Source organism: Thalassovita autumnalis (assembly GCF_001458255.1).
Classification (GTDB): Bacteria; Pseudomonadota; Alphaproteobacteria; order Rhodobacterales; family Rhodobacteraceae; genus Thalassobius; species Thalassobius autumnalis.
The window spans coordinates 1-16,568 of record NZ_CYSB01000047.1; the positions used below are offsets into that span (position 1 = coordinate 1).

Genomic DNA, 16,568 nt, shown 5'->3' on the forward strand with positions numbered 1-16,568 from the left:
GTTTTTCGAACTGTGAATCACGCCCCTACGCGGAAATCAATGGGTCCTGACCCTAATGATTTAGGAGCGTATTGGTTCTCCCTTGTGATTGCCGGGAGAGCGGTCATGGGGTTTCGGACAACATGTAAGCAATGGTCCCAAAACAAATTGCTGCGCCTTTCGGCAATAGGATGACCTGCCCAAGGATTCTTAGGATCGTCTACCGACATCATCCAAGAAGCAACTCCATCAACGCCATCCGTCTCATGGCCAATGTCAAAACCCATCTGCCGCAACAAGCTGGCTGCAAACCCTGTTCCTGTACGAGGATGCCCCACAATGAGAAACTTCCGGTGATAGATGTGGTTTCTATGGTGTCGAATTGACTCCTGGTAATCGTCAGCCTCCTGCCTCAGACCTTGCTCAATAAGGTAATCGACCCGCTTCGCTTTCGGATGAATCAATGATGGCAAGCTGCCAACGGACCAAGACAATTCAGAGGCTATAGGTGGAAAAATTGTCACCGCCTGATGATCCTCGGCTACGTCACGATGCAGGAAAACATCCGCGGTATGAGAAACATCTTCAAACTTCTCTATTACAATGCGAGCAAAGGCAGAGGTCATTGCATGACAGGGGTTCGCCATCCGAATCTCTTGCGAAACTCGCACGTCTTTACTGGCAGCTTCGTGATCAGAACCATAGGCCCAACCGAGACGCAGCAATTTCGGCGTCTTTGCCTCAAATTCCAGCTCTCCCGTATCAACCCAATGCTTCAACTTCGATAGGACAGGTGCAAACTGTTCGTGGATCCTGACGTCATCTTCCAAAATCAGCGCGGTTTCATTTGACGAAGCTATTTGTCGCCACAAACGTAAATACGTCGCAAAAACAGCCACTTGCTGAGGAATCAATATGTTATTACACTCATCGCTACCGCAAGAAAGCTTGCCACAGCGGAAACACGGCGGAAACTGCCGCACTTTCTGTTGCTCAAAAAGTGATTTAACATCAGGATGATCGGGCCCACAGGCATCAAACCACTCAAACTGCCTTATCCCCACACCTTTTAGGTGTTCGGCAACATACGATCGCCGATCTTTGGATTCCGGCAAGCTTACAACATAGATTTTGTCAAATAAGTCGGACCAGAAGTAGTCATTAATGCCCATCATTTTTCCATTCCTATTCAACCTTCATCAGCCGGCTTTTAGGTCTTGCACTACAATGACACCTACGATTTCTTCTTTCGAAAACGCAATGTGAAAAGCCGCCAACCCTTTAACTATGCCCCTCATCGCCCCCACTCACCGTACCCGGTTTTTTCTGTCTCTGCTGATCCTTGTGGTGCTGGCGGGGTTGTTCTGGACCGGCTCGCGCTATCCGTCGCTGAATGAAAAGGCGATGATGTCGGGCGCTTTGCAGCTGGAGGACGCGCTGTCGTTTGAGGCCCGGTTTGAGATCACGGGGGATATGGGGCTGGCGGAGCGGCTGTTTTTCTCCACCCTCAACTGGATCGACACCAATAAGAAAGGCATGACCTTCGGCATCCTCTTTGCCGCCGCCTTTCTGACTGCTGCGGCCAATCTGACCAGCCGCAGTTTTCGCGGCGGCTTCAGCAATGCGCTGCTGGGTCTGGGGCTGGGGGCGCCTTTAGGGGTGTGCGTCAACTGCGCCGCGCCAATTGCCAAGGGGATGTATGCGGCCGGGATGCGGGCTGAGACGACGATGGCGGCGATGATCGCCTCACCCACCCTGAATGTGGTGGTGCTGACCATGGCGTTTTCGCTGCTGCCTACCTATATGGCGCTGACCAAAATTGCCCTGTCGCTGGGGCTGATCCTGATTGTGGTCCCGCTCGTGGCGCGGCTGCTGCCGCAAAAGGAACTGCCGCCAGAGGCACAGCTGAGTGCCGCACCGGTCCCGCAGGCCTGGAGCGCGGCTGAATTAGGCTCTATCCCAGCCGAAACCGAAGCTTTTCTGCCGGCACTAATCGCGGTGGCGCGCGACTATGTCAAAAACCTCTGGTATATCATCAAACTGACCGTGCCGCTGATGTTGCTGGCGGGGTTCCTTGGCACCTTGGTAGCTGTGCTGCTGCCGGGGGAGCTGATCCTGGGGCTGGAGTTTTCCGCCTTGGTTTTGGCGCTGGTGGTGCTGGTTGGGGTCTTCCTGCCGGTGCCGATCGGCTTTGATGTGGTGATGGCGGGCGGGCTGCTGGCGACCGGGCTCAGCCAGGGTTATGTCATGGCGCTATTGTTCACTTTGGGCAGCTTTAGTGTCTATTCCTACTTCATTATGGCCACGTCTCTGGGCCAACGCGCGGCGCTCAGCCTGACCTTTGCGGTGGCTCTGGCAGGCTTTGGTGCCGGGCTGGGCACCGATGCCTATCACCGCTGGCAGAGCGAGAAAGCGCTGGAGCTGCTGTTGCAGGGCGATGCCGGTGACCATGTCCCCGCGCTTTGGGGCGCAGCGATGGCCGACACCCCATCTGTCACCGTGACCGCCACACCACTGAACCCGCCTCAAGGCCACAGCGACGGGCAAAGCACCTTCATCCGCCAGGAGGCGCGGGAGATCGGAATCGACAAGCCGGTTGAATTCACCATGCGTGACATGTGGCCCCCATTCTGGGAAGGCCGCAGCCTGGCCTCGGGCGATATCGACAATGACGGCGATCTGGATCTGGTTGTCGCCTCCACTGAGGTTGGCCTCTACCTCTATGCCAATGACGGCAGCGGCCAGTTCAGCCGGATCAGTGTCGATTTGGGCCCGCTGGCCGAGCGCAAGATCTTCAACGCCGTTCTGGTCGACCTCAACAATGACGGCTGGCGCGACCTGTTTCTGACCAGCTATCTGGAGGGCAATTTCCTCTGGCTCAATCAGGGCGGCCAGTTCACCGGCCCGCCGCAGCCGGTGCAGAACCGTGCCGACACGCCGCTGACGCTCGCGCTCAGCTTTGCCGATGTGGACCGCGATGGTGACCTGGATGTGGCTTTGGGCAACTGGGCCGCAGGTTGGTACCGCCGCATTCCGGGTGAGGAAAGCCGCAACCGGCTGCTGTGGAACCCCGGTGCGGGCCAGGCCTTCACCGGTGCGCAGTACACCGATCTGCCCGGCCTGCCCGGGGAAACCCTCAGCATCCTGTTTTCTGATCTTGATCGCGACGGGGCGGCGGATCTGCTGGTCGGCAATGACTTCGACATCCCCGACTATTTCTACCGCGGCGATGGCGCTGGTGGCTTTGCCATGATCGACCATGCCAGCGGGATGATCCCCTATACCACCACCACCACCATGGCGCTGAAAGTGGCCGATCTAATGAATGACGGCCAGCCCGAGGTCTACATGGCCCAGATCGCCGGTCGCGCCTCGGGCGTGTCGGAACGGCTGAAGATGCAGCCGTTGGAGCAGTATTGCGACGCCATCAAAGACCCCGCGGCCAAGGCCATCTGCGCCAAGAACATGGCGATCAAGGACTGGTATAAATCCGGCAACAACTTTGACCCCACCTATGCGGCACGCTGCCAGCAGCTGACCGGACGATATGCCGAAGAATGCCGCGCCATGCTGGTCAAGGATCTGGCGATCCAGAAACGCGACGCCAAGGTCTGCGCGCTGATCCCGGCCTCACAAGTGATCCCACGCGCCTATTGCGACCTGCATTTCAAACCCACCCGGCAGCCTACCGCCGACGAAATTGCCCTGACCCACCCGCAGCGGCTGCGCGCCAATGTGCTGCTGGAACAGCCGGACGCAGGCGCGCCCTACGCCGACACTGCCGTGGCCCGCGGGCTGGAGGTGGGCGGCTGGAGCTGGGATACCAAAGTGTTTGACGCCGACCTTGATGGCCATCTTGACGTCTATATCGTCAATGGCACTTGGGTCCCGAATGAGGTCTCGCCCTCAAACCTTTTTTTCCACAATCAGGGCGATGGTGGCTTTGCCGAGGCCTCAGGCCCCTTCGGGTTGGAGGATTACCTGATGACCGCCGCCGCCACCCAGGTGGACATCGATGGCGATGGCGATCTGGATCTGGTGGCCCACCCGGTGAACGGACCGTTGGTGGTGTTTCGCAACACCATGGCGGGGCGCGACGGCGCCCATGCGCTGGTGCTGCGGCTGAGCGATCAGCGCGGCAACCGCGACGGCATTGGCGCGGTGGTCACGGCGGTGCTGCCGGATGGCCAGCGCCTCAGCCGCGAAATCCAGCTGGGCGGCGGCTTCATGAGCTTTGACGCCCCCGAGGTGCACTTTGGTCTTGGCCCTGCCGCGGAGGTGAGCGCGTTAGAAATCCATTGGCCCGATGGCAATACAGATCAGCTGCCAGGTCCCTTCCCCGCCGGCCAGCGTTATCTGGTGGAACGCCGCTAACCCGGCGACAGGTCACGGCGACAAGGGCGCGCCGCTAAGGGCCTAAAAAATCCAAGTGTTTTCATTTTTTGCTAACCAGCGTTACAGTAAGACTACGGTAGTGATCTTACTTTGGCCCTGCCTAACACTCAAACCCGCTCGCCCCCACTTGCAATGAAAACCGCCCAACCCAAATCGGAGCGCAATGACCAAAACGCTTTACCTCCATATCGGCGCCCATAAAACGGGCTCAAGCGCGATCCAAATCGCCTGCCACAACAACCTGGACGCCCTGCGCGCACAGGGATGGGATTTTGCTTTTGAACCAGGGCAGCCGTTGAATTGGGGGCAGTGTTTTCAGTACGGACCACAGGGGCCGGACGTACGGTTCAAATTTGATCCAAAATGGATGAAGCAGCTGCGCAACAGGTTAAGCCCCCCTGACGCCCATACAGTTATCCTTTCTATGGAAGACCTGTTCTTCCTTGATGGCGTCGACATTGAAAACTTCTGCGCGATGATTGGGGATCTGTTCGATGAGGTTCATGTGGTCGCCTATCTCAGACGGCAGGATGAGCTGGCCAATTCGCAAAAAGCACAATCAGCAAAAACGGTGCAATCTGCACGTCTGTTTGGGCTTGAAGCTGACCCATTACCTGCGCTCACCCCAGCCGTGCGCCGTTATTTAAGCTTCGCCAGCAAGCTGGCACAGTGGCAACAGGCGCTGCCTGACTCCCAGATTCAACTAAGGCACTACCACCGGCCTGCCCTCCATCAAGGCGATGCCGCCGCTGATTTTTTTGACCTGTTGGGCCTGGATTTGCCCTGGCAGGTTGGTCGGATCAACGAAAGCTTGGGCGCGATGCCCATCCGTCTGCTGCTGAACATCAGGCAAATGGGCGTCAAAAACGTGCGCCTGGCAGATCTGGTCGATAACGGCTGGCCCTCAGACGACCCAACACCGTTTCTACCAACAAGGTCGCAGGCCGCAGCTTTCCTGACCACATTTTCCGCAGAAAATGACAAGCTGGTTGAACTATTTCCAAATTTTGAAGGCTTTCATCAAGGCTTTGACCGCTATCCTCGCAGCGGCAAGGACACTGAAATCAAAGAAGGCACATTCCGCCACTATGTTGAAACAAACCTAACCCCCCTGACGGAGAGCCCGGCAGCGCCCCCTTTGTCACCGGAGGTGCAAAAGGAATTGCGCCCGGCGCTGGATGCTATTCTGGCAGATCTGCCAAAACATGAAAAATCCGTTGCGCATCTACTGCGCGACTGGTTGCCTAACCGTAGAAAACAAACGCTCATCGGACCGATGCGAAGCAATTCGCAGCCGCACAAAGATTGCAAGACCTCCTAGTCTTGTGCCAACAGAAGGCCGATCAATTGCGAAAGAAGGCAAGTTGAATGCTCAAAACCCTGTATATGCATATCGGGAACCAGCGAACCGCCACAACTTCGATTCAGTCGTTTCTGCAGAAGAACGCCGGCCCTTTGGCAAAACAAGGTTATTTTTCAGCCAATGGTCGCCGCCGTCATGATACCTTAATGCATAGGTTGTTCAGCGGCAATTTGTCAATGGGCAAGTTTGTCCAAGATCTGCAGACTCAAGCGACCCAACACAAAGCAAAACATGGCGTCGAACAGCATAGTGTTTTCATCACAGACGAAGCGATCTGCCAACGCAAAGACTTGACCCAGATCGACGCCTTGAAAGAGCACTTTGATGTTAAAATCATCTTTGCATTGCGACGACAGGATCTTTGGCTGGAAAGCTGGTATTTTCAAAACATCAAATGGCAATGGGACCCTAAACTCGCCCATTTGACCTTCGACGAATTCCTGGAGCGCCGCGGCGATTTCCATTGGGCGCATTACGATCAGCATCTCCGGATGATTGAAGGGCATTTTGGCCAGGAAAACATCAGCCTGCTCCCCTTTGAAACCGGTCAGCTACCCGATGGTCCAGTAAATGCGTTCTGTCGCTTGATGGGTCTGAAGGACCTCAGCGCGTTCAGTCAGCCGCAGCACCTCAACGGCTCCCTTTCTGCCACGATGGTTGAGTTTATCCGCAACCTACCGATGGATGCGATCCCTGAACAGCAGCGTGAGTTGGTGCGTTACTGCCTCCAGCGGGTAGATAAAGAAGTGTTTGGCCATTGCGGTCGCCAGAGTGAACGCTTGCTGAAACCGGACCACCGGCGGCAGATCCTTTCGGAATATGCAGAAGGCAACGCAGCCGTTGCACAGCGATATTTCGGTCGGGACGATCTGTTCAGGGATCCACTGCCCGCCGATGACACCCCGCTGGCGGAACTGAAAATCCCGTCAGACAGCAGCGAACTTATGGAACAATTCGTCGTGCCTTTCATCACCCAGCTTGTTTTGGACGATATGTTGAAAGCCCCCGGAGAACCGAAACCAACAGCGCCACCTCAAACGGCCCGTAAGGTCAGCTGATGCATGATGCGCCGCTCCAATCCCTGATCTGGCCGGACCCAACGCTTTGCCCGGACCCGGATCTTTGGTTGCGGCTGCACGGCGATGTGGCGCTGGACGCGGACGGTCGCGGATTGCAGTTTGGTGCGGCGGGGGGCTGGGCAGGTTTTGACACCTACGGCAACCTGTTCAATCTGGCCCGTTGGCGGGAACATTGTGATCTGACCGCTTTGCAGCTTCGTTTGCAGGGATCAGGGCAGCTCACCCTGGAAATCTTTGAAATGGGGCACCCGCCTGAGGTGCCGCCGATTCTAGAACGTCAGATCACGCTTGAACCCGGCCAGCCCCTGACGCTGGACCTGCCGCTTGATCAGCTTGACCCAGATGCGGAGGAGGCCAGCGGTCTTTTGGCCTTTGTGCTGCGCGCCACGGCGCCGGCGCAACTGACCGCCGCCGATTGGATCAGCCCCGATGCCACCCAGCGACAGCCAGACATGCTGCTGGTCATCACCAGTTTCCGACGTCCTGAGGCGCTGCAGGCCAGCCTGTCGCGCTTTGCCACCTATTTGCAGGGCAGCCAGATCGGCGGTCACCTGCAGCTGGCTGTGATCGACAATGATCAAAGCCTGCGCGCCTCGGGGGCACTGCCGCCGGACCTGTTGCAGCACCCGCAGATCAGCGTGATTGAAAACGAAAATCTGGGCGGCGCCGGGGGCTTTGCCCGTGGCGCGATGGAGGCGCAGGCGCGCGGGGTCAGCCATTGCCTCTTCATGGATGACGACGCCGCAATTCCCATGGCCGCGCTGGACCGCACATGGAGTTTTCTGGCCCATGCCCGTGATCCTGCCACCGCTGTCGCCGGGGCCTTGGCCGAATCCAAACGCCCCTGGTGCCTGTGGGAAAACGGCGCGCTGTTTGACCGGATCTGTCGCCCGCAACAAGGTGGCATCGACCTGCGTGATCCTGGCGAATTAACCATGCTTGAACAGATCAGCGCCCAGCCACGGCCTGATAATTTCTACGGCGGCTGGTGGTATTTTGCCTTCCCCATCGCGGAAATGCGGCACCTGCCTTTTCCGTTTTTTGTGCGTGGTGATGATGTCAGTTTCAGCCTGGTGCATGACTTCAACATCGTGACCCTGAACGGCGTCATGGCCCATCAGGATGAGGATTTCACCCGCAAGGAAAGCCCGCTGACCGTCTATCTGGATCTGCGCAGCCATCTGGCCCATCACCTGGCCCTGCCAAACATGCGGCTGCCCGCGTGGAAACTGGGCCAGATCATGCTGCGGTTTCATCTCCGCTCTTTCCTCAATTTCCATTACGAAAGCCTCGAAGCGATTGCGATCGCCCTCGAAGATGTGCTGCGCGGGCCTGAATTTTTTGCCGCCGAGGCGGATCTGCGCCATCGCCGTGCCGATTTCGCCCGCCTGACCGAGGTGGAGCGGTGGCAACCTGCCGCGCCCGGCGTAACCGCTGAGGAGGCACCGAAACCGCCGCCCCGCTGGATGGTTTTGGCGATGAAGCTTACCTTGAACGGCTATTTCCTGCCGGGGTTTGACCGGTTTGGCGCAACCCGGGTGTTGCCCGCCCGGCTGCGGGGAAATCGGCGGCTGGTCTGGGGGTCGGCGCATCTCACCTATGTCACGCAGGACGGTCAGTGTTATCACCTGCACCATGACAAACGCCGCGGCTTTGCCCTGACCCGCCGGATTGCGGCGGCAACCTGGCAATTGCTGCGCCACAAGGCCCGGCATGAGGCCGAATGGCAGTCAGGTTACAAAAAATTCACCACTGGGGAATTTTGGCGCGCCCGATTGGGCCTGGCCCCGGACGCACAGTCGGAGCAGCCGGAACCGGCCAGCAAATCCGCCTAAACTTACCTCGCTCACACCGGCGGCGTCAGAAAGGCCGGGCAGGTGCCGTGCTCCAGGAAATGCGCGGCGGCATCCAGCGCCTCGCGAATGGTCACATCCATATCCAGATAACGATAGGTGCCCAGACGCCCGACAAATGTGACCCCCGCACAGCCCTGCGCCAGTTCCACATAGTCCGACAACAGCGCTTTTTCCTCCAACAGGCGGATCGGATAATAGGGAATGTCGTCCGGGCCGGCCGCCCGGGCGGTTTCACGGTAGAGGACGGATCCCTCATGCTCTTCCCAGGGGGAGAAGTGTTTGTGTTCGGTGATCCGGGTGTGCGGCACATCCTCATCACCGTAGTTCATCACGGCGCAGCCTTGATAATCACCGTCATGGCGGAACTCTTCGAAATCCAGCGTCCGGTAGCCCAGGCGCCCCAGCTGATTGTCAAAGAACCCATCCAGCGGCCCGGCGTAGAACAGGTGGTCAAAGCCCGCCGCCATCCCGCGTTTGAACGGCGTGTTCAGATGCAGGGTGATTCCCTCATGCGCCAGCATCGCCGCGACCATGGCGCTGTAGCCCTCCTCGGGCATGCCTTGAAAGCGATGCGCGAAGTAATTGTCGTCATAGTTGAACCGCAGCGGCAGCCGTTTCAGGATCGAGGCCGGCAATTGCGACGGCTCCATGCCCCATTGTTTGCGCGTGTAGCCGCGGAAAAACGCCTCATAGAGGTCGCGCCCAACAAAGCGCAGCGCCTGATCCTCAAAGCTTTGCGGATCGGTGATTGAGGTGTCGGCTTTTTCATCCTCAATAAAGCGGCGCGCCTCCTCCGGGCGCATCGCCGTGCCGAAGAACTGATTGATGGTGTGCAGGTTGATCGGCAGGCTGTAGACCTGTCCCGCCACCGTGGTTTTCACCCGGTTGCGATAGGGCAGAAAGCGAGCGAATTTGCCCACATAGCCCCAAACCTCGGCATCGTCGGTGTGAAAGATATGCGGTCCGTAACGGTGCACCATCACCCCGGTGTCCGCGTCCCGTTCGGTGTGGCAGTTGCCTGCAATATGATCGCGCGCTTCAAAAATGGTGACCTGGTGCCCGGCCTCTGCCAGCTGCCGCCCGATCACCGCACCTGACAGCCCGGCCCCAACCAAGAGAATGTTCATCGCTGTCCGCCCTGCCCTGTCCTTAGGCCACCCGACCCCTTTGGCCTGACTGTCCCACAGTGAGCCGCCGCCGTCCAGACCACAGCCGCGCCAGCCACATCCCGTATAAGTCGCATCGCTTAACAGGATCTTAAGTTTATCGACGCATTCAAAAGACTGGCCTCTTCATCGCCATAATCCCGTCTTCGTCACGGCCGCGAAATCCAGTAAAATAAGGCCCAAGGACAGAAACAAGGATCCCCCCGCCATGTGCCTGATGTGTTCCGTCACCCAGACTTTTGACCCCGCCCGCCACGTCGACGGCGGCCAAAGTGACAGCCCCTTTGACCCCGCGCTCTGGGGCACAGATGCGGGTGATCTGGCAACAGATGGAACGATTGTCAGCCGCGCCACGATCAGCGAAGGCGATGACGCAAGCGCCAGCACAGCCACCAATTACAGCATGTCGGTTGATGATACCTTCAACGGCAGCATCGACAGCGCCGGGGACCGCGATTGGGTCGCCATCACGCTGGAGGCGGGCGAAACCTACAGTTTCTACCAGACCGGGCTCAGCGGCGGGCTGTCTGATCCCTACCTGCGGCTCTACGATGCCACTGGCAGCCAGCTGGCCTATGATGATGACAGCGGCGGCGGGCTGAACGCGCGGCTGGTCTATACGGCGGAAACCAGCGGCACCTATTACATCGCGGCTGGCAGTTTTGATGACGGCAGCACCGGGGCCTATCAGTTGAAGGTGACCACCTCGCGCGGGGCCGAGCTGGACACGCTGGCGGGCTACCTCACCGATGGCTATTGGCAGGATCAGGGCTATGGTCGCCACGCCTTCAACACCTCGGGCAGCAATGAAATCACCGTCAACCTGACCGGTCTGACCGCCGAAGGGCAGCAATTTGCCCGCTGGGCGCTGGAAGCCTGGGAAATGGTGGCTGACCTCGACTTCCGTGAAGTCTCTAGCGGCGGCCAGATCACCTTTGATGACGAACAAAGCGGCGCCTATGCCTCCTCCTCGACCTCGGGCGGCAACACCATCAGCGCCAATATCAATGTCAGCCGCAACTGGATCGCTGGCGACGGCACCCGCACTGACAGCTATTCCTTTGCCACCTATATCCACGAGATCGGCCATGCGCTGGGTCTGGGCCATCAGGGCAACTACAATGGCAGCGCCAGTTTTGCCAGCGATGCGCTTTTTGCCAATGACAGCTGGCAGCTTTCGGTGATGTCCTACTTCGATCAGACGGAAAACCCGAACACCAACGCCAGCCGCGCCGCTGTCGTATCGGCGATGATGGCGGATATCATCGCGGTGCAGGATCTTTACGGGGCAGCCGGTGCCAGCAGCATCACCGCCGGCAACACCACCTGGGGCGCCAACAGCAATTTGGGCGGCTACTGGGGACAGATGTTCTCGGCCTGGTCCAGCGGCAGCACAAATGCGGCCTATGGCGGCGGCGCGATCACCTTCACCATCTTTGATCAGGGTGGCACCGACCGGCTGGATCTGAACTTCTCCACCACCAACAACGCGATCGACATGCGGGATCAGCATTTCTCGGATGTGGGTGGGCTGACCGGCAACATCGGCATCGCCCGTGGCACCGTGTTGGAGGAGCTGATCAACGGGTCCGGCCATGACACGGTTCTGGGCAACAGCGCTGACAACCGCGTCTGGGGCCGCGCCGGCAATGACCAGATCGATGGCGCTGCGGGCAGTGACGTCCTTTATGGTGAGGCCGGAAATGACACGCTGATCGGCGGGGATGGCAACGATAGCCTCTATGGCGGCTGGAACCATGACAACCTGTCGGGCGGCGACGGCAATGACCGCGTTTGGGGCGGTATGGGCCGGGATACCGTCGATCTTGGCAATGGCAATGACGCCTATTGGGATACCAGCCAGAGCGGCGAAAACGGCATGGACACGATCAGCGGCGGGCAGGGCAATGACTCGATCCGCTCTGGTGGTGGCAATGACGTGCAATATGGCGGCAACGGCTATGACCGCATGTGGGGGGGCAACGGCAATGATACCCTTTCGGGCGACAATGGCCGGGACCGCGCCTATCTGGGCAATGGCAATGACACCTACCTCGACAATGCGCAAACCGGCGTGCATGGCGGCGATCGCATCTGGGCCGGGGGCGGCAATGACACCATCCATCTTGGCGGCGGTGATGACACCGTGAACGGTGGCGCTGGGGCGGATACCTTTATCTTCAACGGCTCGGTTATTGAGGATGACCGTATCGTCGATTACGTCACCGGCACCGACGCACTGGAGTTTGACGATACGCTCTGGGGCGGCAGCACGCTCAGCGCGGCGCAGGTGGTCAGCACCTATGCGTCGGTTGTGGACGGTCAAGTGGTCTTTGACTTCAGCGCCGCGGGCACCATCACGCTGACAAATATCTCCAGCCTCACCGGACTCAGCGACGACCTGTCGATTTTCTAAGCCACAGGGTTTTGAAACCTGCTGCTCAAAATCGCGCTGACCCGGCTGTCACCGTGCGGCCGGATTAGAACCTTTGGGCCGGGTTAGAGACTAAGCTCAGAGAAAGACCAAATCCCCAGCGTCCAAATCCGCAAGCGAGATCCCCTGCAACAGCACCGATCCACCGTCCCAGTTGAGGCGCAGCCCAGCCGCCTCTTCCACCGGTGAGAGCTGCGCCAGGCTGCTGCGCCCAACGTCCAGCTGCAGCCGGTCATTGCCCAGACCAAAATCGCTGATCGTATCGGCGCCACTGCCCTGCTGGAACACAAAGACATCGGCCAACTCCCCACCTTCCAGCAGGTCATTGCCATTGCCGCCGATCAGCGTGTCAAACCCGTTGCCCCCGCGCAGCGTGTCCCAACCGATGCCCCCTTCGATCCAGTCATAGCCTTTCTGGCCCTCCAGCAGATCGGCGCCCCCTTGCCCCAGCAGCGTGTCATTGCCAGCCCCGGCCTGCACCCGATCCTGCCCGGCGGTGCCGCCCTGACCCCGGTCGTAAAAGATATCGTTGCCATCCCCCAGCAGCACATTGTCAGCGCCCTTGCCGCCGTAAACCGTATCATCGCCAGACCCGGCCCAGACCTGATCCGCCTTGTCGCCGCCATAGATCAAATCATTGCCGCTGCCGCCGTAAATATGGTCAAACCCATTGCCGGCATAAATACGATCATCGCCCGCATCACCAAAGAAACGGTCACCGCCATCATCATAGGTCACTGACCAGAGAGTATAACCAGCACCCTCTGCGCCCAGCCTGCCCAACCCACCGTCCGCCATCACCGCATAGAGGACATCGCCATTCTCCATACTGGTCATCACCGCACTATTGGGCATCAAGCTACCGCCACTCACAGGCAGGGAGTTAAGATCACCGATCTGACCGTCTGCCGCCCAGTCATAGGCAACCGACCGCCCGGCCCCATCAACACCAACCACCAGATGCCCCTGCCCCGACCCATCGGTCAGCAGCTGCAGATCCTCTGACAGCGCCGTGCTGAGCCCGCTGCTGTGTGGCAGCGTCTGCAGGACAGATCCATCCGCCCCAAGCCGTATCAGCCCACCGCCACTGGCCCCCACCGCCCCCGTCAGACCCAAAAGCTGCGGCCCGCCGCTGGTCTGCACCACCAATAGATCACGCACATCCAGCGCTAGCCCCGCCAAAGAGGCCGCCCAAAGCGCGCCCGTTCCTTGCACCAAATCCACCATGAAACCCCAACTCCACTTCGTTGGGATCACCCTGCCAGCGCGAACCGGCAAAAGACAGGCCGCTCATGCGGCGCAAAGGCGGCGTTGCGATAAAAATTTAGCGAAATTTTCGGCGGGGCGGCTTGAGTGCGTTACCGGGCCATCTGTTCTTCGTGAAAGGCAATCGCGTCATCGACATTGTCAAAATAGCTCAGCTGGCCATGCTCCAACACCAGCCCAGCATCGCAATATTCACGCAATTCGTTTAAGTTATGGTTCACCATCACCGAACCGCTTTCGGCCATGCGGGCGCGGAACACAGCCTTACTTTTGGCACGAAACGCCGCATCCCCGGTCGAGGTCGCTTCATCCACCAGATAGGTGTCAAACCGGATCCCCATCGACACGCCAAACCCCAGCCGGGACCGCATGCCAGATGAATAGGTGCGCAAAGGGGCGTTGAAATGTGGCCCCAGCTCGGCGAAATCTTCCACGAATTCAACCAGGCTCTGGGTGTCGACACCATAGATCCGCGCCACAAACCGCACATTTTGCGCGCCTGTCAGATCGCGGTGAAAGGCACCGCCCAACCCGACGGGAAATGAGATCACGCCATCGCTGACCACCCGGCCCGAATCGGGCGGCAGGTTGCCGGCAATGATTTCAAGCAATGTGGATTTGCCCGCACCATTGCGCCCCAACAGCGCCAGTGACGCGCCGGTTGGCAGGGTCAGGTTCAGATTGTCGATGACCACCTTGCGCTGGCCATTGACCCAAAAACTCTTGGTGAGGTTTTCTAACCGGATCATCGCCGATGCCTCCCGCCCGGACCTTAGCCGCGATCGCGAATGGAATAGTAGACCAGCACCAGAATACCCCAGCCCAAAATCAACAACAGAAACGCCGTGCCGATGATCATGTTGCGCCGCGGGTATTGCGGGCTTTCGGCCAGGGTGGGCGGAATATAGGTCGCCAGATAACGGCTTTGACGCACCGCATTGGTCTGCGCTGCATCATAGGCCGTCAGCGCCGCCCGGTAGGAGCTTTCTGCAAACTCACGCTGCACCAGCAGGCCCTCAAACTCGGCCATCAGGGTCGGATAGTCTTCACCGGTGCCCAAAACCTCGGTGGCGGCGATGCCGGCCCGCTCTTCTGCAATCCGCGAACGGATCACCTCAATTCGGCGTTGGGCCTGTGTCAGACGGGGATCGGTGGACCGGGTTGATTGCTGCAATTCGTCAAAGGCGATCAACTCCTGCGCAAGGGTCTGCTGCAGGTTCCCCATGACCCCCATCCGGGCCTGTAGGTCCGCCTCAAGATCCACGATCTGGGTACGGGTCCGGAAGGATGTCATCTCCTGGCGCGCCCGCAGAAGACGCGCCAAGGCATCCTCCAGATCGGCCGCCGCATAGCGGATCGCATCCTGCCGCGCGCCTGCGTTCAATTCGTTGACCATGATCTGGCTGGCATCAACAACCGCCTGCGCCACCCGCTGCGCCATTTCCGGGTCGAACGCCAACACCTCCAACTCGGTCAAGCCGCTGGCCTGATCGTAGGACACCCGCACCGCCCGTTCCCAGAACCAGTGCAAATCCTCAATCGTGGCGTCCGGCCACAGCGCAAAGGCCGGGTCACTGCCCCAACGGGTGGCATAGTAAGTGCGCAGATCCAGCTGTTCATCAATCCGGCGCACAATCTGCTGGCTGCGGATAAATTCATAAAGCACATCGCCATCCGGCGACGACGACGTGCCGGTAAGTGCTGCCAGACCACCCATCAATTCGGTGGCGCTGGCGCCTTCTTCCTGCCGCACGGTGAACCCGGTGGTGGAGGCATATTGATCTTCGGCCACCCAATACATGTAGCCGGTGACGGCCCCAAGCGGCGCCAGAACAAACAGCACAAAACTCAGCAAAACACCCCAGTGACGGCGGCGCATCCGCACCGGCGTCGCCACGGGGCGCACCTTCGGTGGACCGTTTTTGCCGCCCGGCCGTCCCTTGCCCGGCGGTGGCCCTGCCTTAGGGCCTGCACCCGCCGCGTTAGACCCTTCGGTGCCACCTGCCTCAGCTTGAACCGGCTGGGCTTCTGCAGCGCGTGGATTATTGTTGTTGTTTTCCAATTTTTTATCCACCTGTTCCTTGGCCTTCTTCGGGCCTCGGGGGATTTGAATCCCACCGCGCACTCATGCATAGTTATTCCGAGAATTCCTGACCGGTGCAAACACTAATGTCGCAAACTGAAACCCTGCCCGATCTGCAAACAGAACCAATGGCCCCGTTGGCGCCAATGTCCTCAGTGAAGTCGTCCCCTCTGATCCTGCGCAGCTGCCGCACGACCTTGGCCCTGATCCTGCGGGAAATGTCGACGCGCTATGGGCGGTCACCGGGGGGTTATCTCTGGGCGCTTCTGGAACCTTTGGGCGGCATGCTGATTATGGCAATCGGGTTTTCGCTGATGGTCCGCAGCCCACCGCTTGGCACCAGCTTTCTAATGTTTTTCGCCACCGGGATCGTGCCGTTTGGCATCTTCCAAAACCTGTCACGGTCCGTGGGGAATGCGCTCAACTACTCCAAGGCGCTGTTGAAGTTCCCGGCCGTGACCTGGGTCGAAGCCCTGCTGGCACGGTTTCTGCTTAACGCTCTGACAAACATTCTGGTGATGGGCATTCTCATCACAGGCACCATCATTTTCGCGGGTCTGCGTGTCCGCCCCGATTTCGAACCTGTTTTGATCGCCACCGCCCTTCTGTGTCTGCAGGGTTTGGGCTGGGGCGCGTTAAACGCTGCCTTGGGTGGGTTGCTGCCGATCTGGAACACAGTTTGGTCCATCGCCACACGCCCCCTCTTCATCGCGTCAGGGGTCTTCTTCCTCTACGGTGACCTGCCGCCTGCCATTCAGGACATCTTGTGGTACAACCCCATACTGCATGTTTTGGACCTGTTCCGGACGGGATTTTACCCGACCTATCACCCCAACCACGTCTCGATCCTCTACATCCTGATCACAGGGTTGGTGCCGCTGTTCTTTGGCGTCCTCCTGCTTGGCCGCTATCACCGCTTCATTCTAAGCCATCGCTGACCCGGCGCG

At 59.1% G+C, this 16,568-nt stretch carries 11 protein-coding genes; 6 read left to right on the forward strand and 5 right to left on the reverse strand.

Annotated features, from left to right (window positions below; translation table 11 throughout):
* Positions 1-17 precede the first annotated feature (17 nt).
* Positions 18-1,154 (reverse strand): glycosyltransferase family 25 protein, encoded by a 1,137-nt coding sequence (locus TL5118_RS20120; RefSeq protein ID WP_058244424.1) that lies wholly within the window; start codon positions 1,152-1,154, stop codon positions 18-20.
* A 112-nt stretch (positions 1,155-1,266) separates the two neighbouring features.
* On the opposite strand from TL5118_RS20120, the gene TL5118_RS20125 reads away from it, so the two are divergent.
* The 4 genes from TL5118_RS20125 to TL5118_RS20140 all read left to right on the forward strand — a co-directional run bounded on the left by TL5118_RS20125 (position 1,267) and on the right by TL5118_RS20140 (position 8,651).
* Positions 1,267-4,353: an FG-GAP-like repeat-containing protein gene (locus TL5118_RS20125; protein WP_058244423.1), complete on the forward strand. Its 3,087-nt coding sequence runs from the start codon at positions 1,267-1,269 to the stop codon at positions 4,351-4,353.
* Positions 4,354-4,537: 184 nt separating this feature from the next.
* Positions 4,538-5,695, forward strand: coding sequence for a hypothetical protein (locus TL5118_RS20130; RefSeq protein ID WP_058244422.1), 1,158 nt, complete (start codon positions 4,538-4,540; stop codon positions 5,693-5,695).
* Between the two features lie 47 nt (positions 5,696-5,742).
* Complete coding sequence (locus tag TL5118_RS20135; RefSeq protein ID WP_058244421.1) at positions 5,743-6,795, forward strand: hypothetical protein; 1,053 nt, start codon at positions 5,743-5,745, stop codon at positions 6,793-6,795.
* The gene (locus TL5118_RS20140) at positions 6,795-8,651 is read left to right on the forward strand and encodes a hypothetical protein (protein ID WP_058244420.1); all 1,857 of its coding nucleotides are present in this window, start codon (positions 6,795-6,797) and stop codon (positions 8,649-8,651) included. The genes TL5118_RS20135 and TL5118_RS20140 overlap by 1 nt, the downstream gene beginning before the upstream one ends.
* 11 nt (positions 8,652-8,662) lie before the next feature.
* Here TL5118_RS20140 and TL5118_RS20145 read toward each other — a convergent pair whose 3' ends face one another.
* Positions 8,663-9,799: a UDP-galactopyranose/dTDP-fucopyranose mutase family protein gene (locus TL5118_RS20145; RefSeq protein WP_058244419.1), complete on the reverse strand. Its 1,137-nt coding sequence runs from the start codon at positions 9,797-9,799 to the stop codon at positions 8,663-8,665.
* 247 nt (positions 9,800-10,046) lie between these two features.
* On the opposite strand from TL5118_RS20145, the gene TL5118_RS20150 reads away from it, so the two are divergent.
* Positions 10,047-12,254 carry a M10 family metallopeptidase gene (locus TL5118_RS20150; protein WP_058244418.1) on the forward strand — a complete coding sequence of 736 codons (2,208 nt, stop codon included), beginning with the start codon at positions 10,047-10,049 and terminating at the stop codon, positions 12,252-12,254.
* Positions 12,255-12,350: 96 nt separating this feature from the next.
* Here TL5118_RS20150 and TL5118_RS21010 read toward each other — a convergent pair whose 3' ends face one another.
* The 3 genes from TL5118_RS21010 to TL5118_RS20165 form a co-directional block, all read right to left on the reverse strand.
* The gene (locus tag TL5118_RS21010) at positions 12,351-13,499 is read right to left on the reverse strand and encodes a calcium-binding protein (RefSeq protein WP_082626349.1); all 1,149 of its coding nucleotides are present in this window, start codon (positions 13,497-13,499) and stop codon (positions 12,351-12,353) included.
* Between the two features lie 131 nt (positions 13,500-13,630).
* On the reverse strand, positions 13,631-14,287 hold the full coding sequence (locus TL5118_RS20160; protein WP_058244417.1) for an ABC transporter ATP-binding protein: 657 nt from the start codon (positions 14,285-14,287) through the stop codon (positions 13,631-13,633).
* A 23-nt stretch (positions 14,288-14,310) separates the two neighbouring features.
* Complete coding sequence (locus TL5118_RS20165; RefSeq protein ID WP_179945297.1) at positions 14,311-15,612, reverse strand: KpsE/RkpR family capsule polysaccharide export protein; 1,302 nt, start codon at positions 15,610-15,612, stop codon at positions 14,311-14,313.
* Between the two features lie 95 nt (positions 15,613-15,707).
* Between TL5118_RS20165 and TL5118_RS20170 the strand changes: the two genes are divergently transcribed.
* The gene (locus TL5118_RS20170; protein WP_242601831.1) at positions 15,708-16,559 is read left to right on the forward strand and encodes an ABC transporter permease; all 852 of its coding nucleotides are present in this window, start codon (positions 15,708-15,710) and stop codon (positions 16,557-16,559) included.
* Positions 16,560-16,568: the final 9 nt, after the last annotated feature.

Bases quoted from the DNA above. Each gene is read 5' to 3' on its own strand.
- TL5118_RS20120 (WP_058244424.1), bottom strand. From the start codon at position 1,154: ATGATGGGCATTAATGACTACTTCTGGTCCGACTTATTTGACAAAATC.
- TL5118_RS20125 (WP_058244423.1), top strand. From the start codon at position 1,267: ATGCCCCTCATCGCCCCCACTCACCGTACCCGGTTTTTTCTGTCTCTG.
- TL5118_RS20130 (WP_058244422.1), top strand. From the start codon at position 4,538: ATGACCAAAACGCTTTACCTCCATATCGGCGCCCATAAAACGGGCTCA.
- TL5118_RS20135 (WP_058244421.1), top strand. From the start codon at position 5,743: ATGCTCAAAACCCTGTATATGCATATCGGGAACCAGCGAACCGCCACA.
- TL5118_RS20140 (WP_058244420.1), top strand. From the start codon at position 6,795: ATGCATGATGCGCCGCTCCAATCCCTGATCTGGCCGGACCCAACGCTT.
- TL5118_RS20145 (WP_058244419.1), bottom strand. From the start codon at position 9,799: ATGAACATTCTCTTGGTTGGGGCCGGGCTGTCAGGTGCGGTGATCGGG.
- TL5118_RS20150 (WP_058244418.1), top strand. From the start codon at position 10,047: ATGTGCCTGATGTGTTCCGTCACCCAGACTTTTGACCCCGCCCGCCAC.
- TL5118_RS21010 (WP_082626349.1), bottom strand. From the start codon at position 13,499: ATGGTGGATTTGGTGCAAGGAACGGGCGCGCTTTGGGCGGCCTCTTTG.
- TL5118_RS20160 (WP_058244417.1), bottom strand. From the start codon at position 14,287: ATGATCCGGTTAGAAAACCTCACCAAGAGTTTTTGGGTCAATGGCCAG.
- TL5118_RS20170 (WP_242601831.1), top strand. From the start codon at position 15,708: ATGTCGCAAACTGAAACCCTGCCCGATCTGCAAACAGAACCAATGGCC.